The organism is Nonomuraea sp. NPDC049378 (assembly GCF_055586745.1).
On record NZ_JBVJHP010000009.1, the window covers coordinates 388,292 to 398,273 of the forward strand.

Below are 9,982 nucleotides of genomic sequence, written 5' to 3' on the forward strand. Positions count from 1 at the left end.
GTCCTTCGGGTGTCGTTCGGGCTGGCGTCGACCAGCGTCTGAGTGGGCGAGCAGGGCGATTGCCAGATTGAGGGCAGCCACGGCTAGCGGGATGAGGTCGGGTAGAAGCTCCATCGTGATCCTCCTGAAAGACGGGGTGCCGCTGAGGTCGTCCCGGCCGGGCGTCCAGGCAATCGCGGTGGGGTGGGGTCCGGCATCGAATGCGAACCACCTCGGACGAACCAACCCGTAGTCGTTGCAGATCGGGCAGGCTGGGCTGTGGCTGAGTACACCCTTGGCTCCGGTTCGGGTGGTGGCCCGGCGCTGTTCGCCCGCCGTCCGGAAGGTACAGCAAGCTACGGAGACCGCTTGATGTGCGACACATGGTTGGTTGATTTGGTCCGCGAGGAGGAGTCCGCTGGTGAGTGGTAAGGCGTCCGATCCCGGATTGGTACACACCATTCCGGAGCTGATTGTCGCGATGCAGACCTTGCGCGGCGGCCGCTCGTATGCCGTGCTGAATCAAGCAGCCGACGGCAGGCTGCCAAAGTCGACGCTGTCGGATCTTTTCAACGAAGGCCGCCCTAACGCAGAGACGCTTGAGCTGTTCCTGCGCGCTTGCGGTGTGCCCCGTGCGCATTGGCAGGCATGGCAGCAAGCCCGTTTACGTGCGTTGGATGCGACGGATGCAGTAACGGCAAGCCTGACGCGTGTTGCGGCGGCCGACCCCCGCCGACTAGGCGTGCACGCGGCGATCAATGCTCCTGGCGCGACCAGTGAATTGCCGATGTATGTGGAGCGAGACGTCGATTCGGCCCCAAACGGGGTACGTGCCCTGATCGGTGAGGCCGCCACGGACGGACGGGGCGGGCTGGTGATACTTGTGGGCAGTTCATCGGTGGGCAAGACTCGCTGCGCCTATGAAGCCGTGCATGCGCTGCTAGCCACCTGGTGGCTGCTGCATCCAGACGACGCCGACCAAGTGCGCCAGATCGTCATCGACCCGCCCGCCCGGCTGGTGGTGTGGCTGGATGAAGTGCAACGTTATCTTGAAGGCCCTGAGGGACTGCGCGCTGGCACCGTACGTGGCCTGCTCGAAAAGGGCGCCGTATTGGTGGCTACCATCTGGCCGGAACGTTATCTCGCCTACACCACGCGCCCGCAGCGTGGCGACCCAGATCCCTATGCAGCTGAGCGGGAGCTGCTTGGGTTGGCCGACGTAGTCCACATCGGGGAGACCTTCACTCCAGCCGAACACAAGCGCGCCGAAGCTGCGGCCGAGGCTGGGGACGTTCGCATCGCGCTGGCCCTGCGGTCAGAGGATTACGGACTCACACAAGTCATCGCCGCAGCCCCGCAACTGATCAATCGGTGGAAAGGTGCTGACCCCTACGCGGCAGCGGTGCTGGGAGCTGCGGTCGACGCCACGCGCTTAGGAATGGCCTCTCCCCTGCCAGCTGCGCTGCTGCGTAAGGCGGCGCCCGGCTACTGCGACGCGCGCCAGCGCGCCAAAGCCGAGCCGAACTGGTTTGAGACCGCGCTCGCTTACCTGACCGAAGAACTCCATGGCGCCGCCGCCGCTCTGGCGCCGATCGCAGCTCCGGGCGCCATGGGCTCGATAGCGGGGTATGCGGTTGCGGACTATTTGCAACAAAATGCCAGCCGCGAGCGCCGTAAGTGCAAGGTCCCCGCAACTTGCTGGGAGGCCTTGGTCGACAATCTCACCGATCCAAACGACCAACGAAGGGTCGGAGAAGCGGCGAGGGATCGGTTACTGTACCGCTACGCCGAGCCGCTCTTTCGTAACAGCGTAAGCGGCGGCTCTAGGGACGCCACCAGGCAGCTGATCGATCTACTGTTCTGCCAAGGCCGGGAACAAGCGCTTCAGGCCCTTGCCGAGAGCGGCGACGAGTACGCCGGCGGTCGGTTGGCCCATCTACTCGCAAGGCAGTCTCGGGAGGGTGACCTACGTGCCCTTGCCGAGAGCGGCGACACGTACGCCGCCGAGTCGCTAGCCAACCTGCTAGCCGAGCAAGGGCGGGAACGAGAACTTCAGGCCCTTGCCGAGAGCGGCGACAAGTACGCCGCCAAGCGGCTAGCTATTCTGCTAGCTGAGCAGGGCCGAGAGAAACAGCTACGTGCCCTTGCCGAACATGGCAATGTATTCGCCGCTGTGCAGCTGATTTTTCTGTTGAATAAGCAACAACGGATAGAGGACCTACGGGGTCTCCTCGATCGGTGGCAACAAGATGGTGTTGCAGATGCGAGTGAGCGCGGCGAGTCCACTGCCGGTCAGATGACAATCTATGTCCCGCTCTATCCATGGCGCGAGGAGGACCTACGGGCTCGTGCTGTAGCCGGCGACGATTTCGCCGCAACGCATTTGGCTGATCTGTTGTTTGAACAGGGCCGAACGGAAGCACTACGAACCCTTGCCGAGAACGGAAAAAGGCACGCTGCTCTGCGATTGGCTGACTTGCTCGCGGAGCAAGGCCGGGAACGCGATCTAAGGGCACTGATCGACCACGGTGACCAGCATGCCGCCGAACGCCTTATCAAGTTGATCGCCGAGCAAGGCCGGATCGAGGAAGCTGAGCGGGTGCGCCGCTACGGGCTCTCGTCGGAGGACTAGGCGAGAACATCCCGCTGACGCCGTCGTTCATGATCTCGGGCATGTCCTCATCAGTGAGGGCGAACTTGTAGCCGCTACCTGCTTGCTGGATTCCTGGCCGTGAGCAGGCGCCAAGCGTACGGTCGCCGTCACAAGTGCTGGCCGTATGGCTATCGTCCCTTCTTCTCACTAGGCATCCAGGGGGCGTGCAAGGAAGCTATCTTGGGCTCCTGGAAGTCCATTCATGGCTGCACAAGCGCCCACACCTTGTCAGCACATTGGAGCAAGCCGTCCTCGTTCTGCAACCTTCATCGAAGGCTACTACTCAGGATGTGAGGTTTCCGGCGGCACCTTCAGCCGCACCCGCCCTAACATAGAAATCGACTTCTGCGACGATCTCCGGCTCATCAGCTATAACGATGCTGGTTCTGAAAGTGTGCTTCCCGTACTCCGCCACCTCAAATATCCCTTCAGTGGCAATACTTAAGCTACTTGGAACATCTGTCCATTTTGGATCGCCGATTTTCCCCTCGGCCGATTGCGTCATCAATCTGCGACCAGTAGGTGAAATGACGGATGTGGCGAAAGTGAGAGGTCTGCCCGATCTGAACTCGTAGGACTCTCCAGCAAGAATCAGCAAAACTCCTCGTCGAGTATTTATCGGCAGACAGGGCGCAACCAGTACATTTTGATTTATCCCAACCGCCGTTATCGCCCCACGGGCGTCATGCACGAAACCTTCGGCAAGCACGGCCCATTGCACTCTCACTGGGAAGCCTCCAAGATACCAACGGAGTTCGATGTCGAGTCATATCGAGCATCGGAGGAGCCAGCAACTTCGGCATTGGAGATATTCTGACGAGACAGAGATGGATTTATCTGGATGGGCAGTTGTCCCTCAACCAGTAGTCCGGACCTCGCGATTGAGACAAGGAGGTTGCGCGGGAGCCCCGCCATAGTGATAACACTAAGGGCATGGCTGATAATATTGGCCTGATCGGGACGATACATCCCCAACAGGTTTAATTCTAGTAGGGTCCCCTTGCGTAGCCTAAAGTCAATCTCGTTCATTTCATCTCGACTAGGACGCGCAAGCCCATCATCAAGGCCGACATGCCTTAGCCACGCGCTGACTTCTGACCAAAGCCATACCTTAGACCGCCCTATAACTCCTTCAACCGGAGGAAAATCGGGAACATCACCGCGCCGCTCTCCCGCGATCAACTGAGCGATATTCTGACGAGTCCTACCTGTGCGCTCAGCGATTTCGGATACACCAACGAGGTCGCGGTCTAGACGCACAAAGTTTATCCCAGGAACGAAGCGCTTAACTTCGATGTATGCATTGCAAGCCGCATCGATTGCATTGTTCCCTTTGATGACAAGAGAGAGCAAGTCAACGCCGGCTCCCCTGAATAGCATTGCGTCGAGATGCTCCATGAGTGCAGCGACTGCTTGATCGTCATCGACGTCAGTTCCTGTGACGACGAAGGTCATCTCGTACTCCACTTCGACCCCTCCTCTGTCACACTACAACTAGCTTCCGGCACCTGTTGACAAACGTCAACAGTCGTCTTCGGATCTCGGGTTGCGGTTGAGGCCGGTCAAGCTGCGGCGAGGATCCCCCTCTGGCAGCGGGCACCGGCGCGCCCTAACCAGGAGGTTTCGGGCATGCCTCTCCGGGGCCTGGGGTGTACCATCAACCGGGATCGTCGTGCAGCCCCCGTCCGGGCATGGACAGTACAACTTCCCCCAGTGCCCTCCTTTTCGGAGAGTCCACCCCTCCTGGACAAGCATCCTCAGAACATCACGAACCGGCTTCTTGGTGTGATCAGCTGGATCAAGCTCCACACCAGTCATCCCCACACCTTCGCGCTTGGACCAACACGCTCACCCTATGGTGAGAGATTTTACTCCCGGTTGGACCATAGCGGAGCTATGTGTCACCGCCCACGGCTCGACATCTTCCATGGAAGAGTTCTCCGCCAAAATATACTCGATGCATCAACAAATGATCATGTCAGGTGCCATGTCCACCTTTGTCCCATTCGCGACTGACGTCTTATGGGCACGCCCGAGCACTGCCCCACAAGATTTTCCCAGACTTGCGCCTTCAGCTGGTCGTGCGCCGCGAAGGCGCTTAGTTCGACCTGGTGCGGCTCGAGTCTGAACTCTCGACCTGATGATGCGCGCGCCCGCGACGCGCACATTTTGGACCAGCAATGCGAACAACCGCGGCGGCCATCTGCCACAGCTAGGGCACATAAACCGCTGTTGAGCACGAGAGCTTCTCACCGAGCAGGCTCAGTACAAGCCAGCAAGGTGACGAACGGCCTGCAGCGTCCTGCTTCTCGGAGCCCTTTTCATCCTGCGTAGCGGCCTTCTTCGATGAGTTGCAAGATGAGGATGGCCTGCACGAGTGTGGTGGCGCGGTGCGGGCAGCAGCGCAGCCGGGACAGGATCTTCCAGGTCTTCAAGGTGGCAACGGCGCGTTCTCCGCAGGCGCGGATGCGGGCGTGTGCGCGGTTGACCGAGCGCTGGTGGCGCGACAGGGGCGGCCGCAGCCGATGAGCTTTGAAGGGGGTGCGGATGCTGCCGCCCGCGCCCTGATATCCCTTGTCGGCGAAGGTCTTCACCCCTTGGGCGGTGAGCGCGTCGATCAGGCCGGTGGCGCGTGCCGCGGTCAGGTCATGTGTGGCACCGGGCAGCGCGGGTGAGGCCCACACCAGCCGGCCGGCCGGATCGGCCAGGACCTGCACGTTCACGCCGTGGCGTCGATGTTTACCGGAGTAGTACGGGCGTTCGTCGGCCAGTCGGTCGATCGGGATCAGGGTGCCGTCCAGGATGGCGTAGGCCGGCCGGCCGGCGCGTAAGACGGCGGCGTGGACATCGTCGGCGAGCGTGGCGGGCAGGTCGGCTGCTTCGCGGACGTAGCGCCAGGCGGTGCTGGTGCCGATGCGGAAGCCGGCGGCCAGGCGGGCGTAGGTGTCACCGTTGCGCAGGTGGGCTAGGACGAGCAGGGCGTGCCGGGACGCGTCCAGGTGCCGCCACCGGCAGCGGCGCTCGGCACGCCGGGTGCGGATCAGCTCGGCCAGACGGGTCAGGGTGTGATTGGACAGCGGAATCGCGGCACGGTAAGACAGCAACGAGGCTCTCCGGTAGAGGCATCGGATCTTGGTCGACTGCTGTCTTACCGGGAGCCTCTTCTCATGCCAACTCGCCCCGGCGCTGCCCCTGCTGACCAGCGCGATCAGATTGAAAAAGCCTCTCGGTATCAGTTCACAGCGGTAACAGCAGCGAAAGCATCGCATGCACATTACATCGAAGTCCATAGCGAGCCCCGACACAAGCGTACCCATAAGGGGTTTCATGGAGTAAATTGCAGCACTGTGGCACCAAAGCACGTGAAGTTGCTGCATGCACTCACCGTCGCTGTAGTACTGCTTGTGGCTACAGCCGCGGTGCAGCTCATTCTCCTTCGTCAGCAGAGCGCGGACATTGCTGCTCTTCGCGAGCAGAGGGCTGTTCCAGGGCCACCTGGCCCCTCCGGGCCCCCAGGGCCTCGCGGTGCCCGAGGACCTCGCGGGCCGAGAGGATCGCTTGTAGCGCAACCTGGACCGCAGAAGACGGTGCAGCATTCGGCTCCGCAGCGATCAACGCTAAAAACTCGGCGTACTCGGCATGAGGCACAGGCGCACTGCGAGAAGCTGGCAGAACAGGCATATCCGTCATCGACCAGGGACCCACTCGCGGCACAGACAGATCTCGGCGAAATGTACTCATCTGGGATGCACGTCAGATTTTATGATGACTGTATGGAGAAGGAGGGCTACCCTCAGGAGTAGCTGGCGCGAGACAAGCCAGCGCTGCTGCCTAGCCTCGCTACCCTCCCCGCGTCATGTTCCGCCCCAAGACTCCTTCAGCAGGGCAATAGCAGCGCATCCCGTCATTGGAGTTCGCTACCGATCCCGGCACAGATCTACGTCAGAGCGACGGTAGCTTCCCCTCCGGAGTACGGTCCATATGCCGGTCGGGGGCCGTACGATCCTCGGCTCTTCCTCGACTTCACAGAGCCGCTTTCACCGCGACATCTCAGCGAGCATGTGAAGACGCTGCTGCGGGGACATCCAAGGGATGATCTTGCGTGACTCAGGCGCTACTTACGGCGTTTCCCCAGTTCAAGGCAACCGAATAGGCGGAGAGATCTCCTCTCTCCTAAAGCGGGTGCCGCAGGTTCGAATCCTGCCGGGGGCACCAGGTTCGACCAGCAGTTAAGGGCCCTTGACCAGCGGAAACGTCGGTCGAGGGCTTTTTGATGTGTCCGGTGGTGTGCGGCTGTGGGTGATCGTTGGCGGGTGATCGTGCCAAATACGTGCGCAAAGTTCGGGCGGAGGCGAGCATGGAACTGCACCCGATCGACACGCTCACGGACGCGCTGTCGCTCAGCGGCGTGCAAGGCGTCGCCGGTCCCACAGCTCCACCCGTATCCATAGCCCTCCCAGGAGAGTGGCGGAATGTCCGATTCCGCGAAAGTGCTCAGAAATGGCCTCGGCGCCCGGTAAAACCGCAGGTCGTGGAGAGTGCTCCCCGCGCACGCGGGGATGGTCCCGTCGAGGACGTGCGAGTGCTCATCATCACGCTCAGTTCGTGCTCCCCGCGCACGCGGGGATGGTCCCCTGGGCATCGAGGTCGGTAAGGAGATCGGCCGGTGCTCCCCGCGCACGCGGGGATGGTCCCCGCCCTCCGTCCCCTCCCCCACAGTCCCGGACGTGCTCCCCGCGCACGCGGGGATGGTCCCCCGGTAATCCTCCAGGCTTTCGGACACCGTCTGTGCTCCCCGCGCACGCGGGGATGGTCCCGAGCGCTGGGTCCACCGCAAGCCCGGACACCAGTGCTCCCCGCGCACGCGGGGATGGTCCCTTCTACCGGTGCATTGTCGATCCGACCGATTCGTGCTCCCCGCGCACGCGGGGATGGTCCCAGGGTGAGCCCGTGCGCGGTGCGCCCGATCAGGTGCTCCCCGCGCACGCGGGGATGGTCCCGCCATGGCGTCCGGCACGCTGCCGGTCATGCCGCGCTCCCCGCGCACGCGGGGACGGCTCGGCGGGCTGCCGCCTCGGTTATAGGAACTACCCATATGGAGACAGGGCGTCGACATCCGAGCGAGGGACTGTAACACCGCGTCTGCCAGGTTTCGGTGGCCGCACTGTTGGCCCGTTATGCGATCAATGCCATATTCCAACTAAGTAATCGAAACGGTTACTGGAGGCTTCCGGTAGCGGCAGAGTGGCCGATGGGAACGTTCCTTGCCCGGCTGCCCGAGGCGATGCCGACCGAACTCATAGAGTTCGGCACCATGCTCGCGCCGCCGGACGCCACGCGACTCATCCGCCAGGGTGAGCCTGGCACGACGGTCTACCTGATCCTCCAAGGCATCCTCAAGATCGCTACCTGGGCGGAGAACGGCGAAAGGACGCTTCTCGCAGTTCGGGTCAGCGGTGACATCATCGGAGAAATGGCGATCTTGGGGTCAGGCAAACGCAGCGCCGATGTCACGACCTGCGGCCGAACCTCATTGTGCGCGATCGAAGGAAACGTCTTCATCGGTTACATGCAGAGACACCCGAGCGTGGCGTTCGCGCTGTCTGGGCTCCTTAGTGATCGGCTCCAGTGGGCCAATCAGCGACGCCTGGAGTTCGCGGGATACGACGCGGAGGTCTGCCTCGCAAGGATCATTCTTGCGCTTGCTACCAGGCACGGGCGCGGCGTACAGGAAGGCATGGACATCGGCCTTCCGCTGACGCAGGAAGAGCTGGGCAGTCTCATCGGTGCCAAGGAACCTACAAGGCTCTGCGCTCGCTGTCGACGCGTGGACTGATCTCGCGTGGTCACCGGCGAGTCGTCATCCACGACGTGGATGGGTTGATGAAGGTAGCCGACTATAGCCTGCCGAACCCGTAGAAATACCGGTCGTTATCTGCGTGCAAGCGTCAACGTTCTCGTACCGCCAACGACAGGAGCGAGATGAACGACGCCCCGCAGTATCGAGCGATGCTGACCTACGACATCGAGGACTACAGCCAGCGCAACAACACAGACCAGTACGCCCTGCAGTCGGCCATGATCCGGCTGCTAGACCTCTCGGCGGGAGCAGCCGGCCTGGGGTTGCTCGACTGGAAGCGGCAGCCACAAGGCGACGGAGAGTTCGTCGTCCTGCCCTCAAGCATCCACCCCGGGCGGCTCCTCGGACCGTTCACAGACGCACTGCGCCAGGCCATCGACGCTCACAACGCCTCGTCCCAGCCCCGCCTGCGCCTGCGCTTGGCCGTGAACGCAGGGCCGATCCACGTGGACGGGCCTGCAGGATCACCGGGCAAGAACGCAGTGGAAAGCGGACGGCTGGTCAACGCCGACGCTCTCCGAACCGCCCTCAAGGCCGTCAAGGATGCGAACCTCGGCGTGATCGTCTCCGACACGTTCTATTCCGACTACGTCGGCCAGGGCTACGGCGGGCCACCCGCCGACCAGTTCCGCAGGGTCAAGGCCAAGGTCAAGCAGCAGGACTACATCGCGTACATTCACCTGCCTGGGCACAATGTGCATGCCATAACGGAGCTCAAAAAGTACGACGCCGAGGGCGTCCCTGAAAAGGCTGGAGATGAGCAGCCGCCGCCAGCCCGCCAGGTCAACGTAGGCCATGACTGGTACGGCGGCAACGACTATCACATCTCGGGCGGCAGCACGGTGCACAACATCGCGGGCCGCGATGTAACCGTCAACGAGTCAGGGCGGAAACCTCAGCCATGACAGAAGAGCCGCCTGTTCTGGACCCCTCGGACGACGCCGACACCGATGCGGTTTCCGCCTCGGAGGAAGACAGCGCTTGGCCTACGCCCCCTTCCCTTGTTGAGCGCATCGAGCAGGAGCGGAGAGAACGGCGGCTACGGTCCGACATCATCGACGTAGGACGGAACTGGTACGGGGGATCGACTTATCGACTCGGCACCGGCGGCACCCTGTACGGAGCCGGTCGCGACATCATCCAGTACTTCGGCAGTGAAGAACCTCCTGTATATACCCATCCCATATCCACTGCGGAGTTCGATAAGATTCGGACGTTCCTGATCGAGACTCCCTCGCAGCACGAACTGCTCACCCGGTTGGCAAATACGCCGTTTGTTCTGCTAAGGGGCGACCCGCACACAGGACGGTGGACTGCGGCCTTAAACGCATTGCTACATCGAGGCCTCCGCTGCCATCACCTCGTCGTCAAGGATCCGAGGAAGATCCGATCTAATGAGTGTTTTCCAACCTGAAGCCGCAGGTCGCGGGCATGCTGCGCGGAAGAGCTTGATCGACAAGTAGAAGAGCCCCTGGTAGAAGGGTTGTCGA

The 9,982-nt window shown here is 62.1% G+C and carries 6 protein-coding genes and 1 CRISPR repeat array; of the genes, 3 read left to right on the forward strand and 3 right to left on the reverse strand.

Features of this window, described 5'->3' with window-relative positions; all coding sequences use genetic code 11:
* The first annotated feature begins 400 nt into the window (after positions 1-400).
* The gene (locus ACZ6SA_RS22115; RefSeq protein ID WP_465829973.1) at positions 401-2,611 is read left to right on the forward strand and encodes a hypothetical protein; all 2,211 of its coding nucleotides are present in this window, start codon (positions 401-403) and stop codon (positions 2,609-2,611) included.
* 304 nt (positions 2,612-2,915) lie between these two features.
* On the opposite strand, the gene ACZ6SA_RS22120 is transcribed toward ACZ6SA_RS22115, so the two are convergent.
* The 3 genes from ACZ6SA_RS22120 to ACZ6SA_RS22130 form a co-directional block, all read right to left on the reverse strand.
* Positions 2,916-3,359, reverse strand: coding sequence for a hypothetical protein (locus ACZ6SA_RS22120; RefSeq protein WP_465829975.1), 444 nt, complete (start codon positions 3,357-3,359; stop codon positions 2,916-2,918).
* On the reverse strand, positions 3,356-4,099 hold the full coding sequence (locus ACZ6SA_RS22125; protein WP_465829977.1) for a helix-turn-helix transcriptional regulator: 744 nt from the start codon (positions 4,097-4,099) through the stop codon (positions 3,356-3,358). The genes ACZ6SA_RS22120 and ACZ6SA_RS22125 overlap by 4 nt, the downstream gene beginning before the upstream one ends.
* Before the next feature lie 854 nt (positions 4,100-4,953).
* On the reverse strand, positions 4,954-5,736 hold the full coding sequence (locus ACZ6SA_RS22130; RefSeq protein ID WP_465829979.1) for a transposase family protein: 783 nt from the start codon (positions 5,734-5,736) through the stop codon (positions 4,954-4,956).
* A gap of 1,434 nt (positions 5,737-7,170) precedes the next feature.
* Positions 7,171-7,693: a CRISPR direct-repeat array (repeat unit 29 nt; unit sequence GTGCTCCCCGCGCACGCGGGGATGGTCCC).
* A gap of 190 nt (positions 7,694-7,883) precedes the next feature.
* Between ACZ6SA_RS22130 and ACZ6SA_RS22135 the strand changes: the two genes are divergently transcribed.
* Positions 7,884-8,468: a Crp/Fnr family transcriptional regulator gene (locus tag ACZ6SA_RS22135; protein WP_465829981.1), complete on the forward strand. Its 585-nt coding sequence runs from the start codon at positions 7,884-7,886 to the stop codon at positions 8,466-8,468.
* A 146-nt stretch (positions 8,469-8,614) separates the two neighbouring features.
* Complete coding sequence (locus ACZ6SA_RS22140) at positions 8,615-9,397, forward strand: nucleotidyl cyclase domain-containing protein (protein ID WP_465829983.1); 783 nt, start codon at positions 8,615-8,617, stop codon at positions 9,395-9,397.
* Positions 9,398-9,982 lie beyond the last annotated feature (585 nt).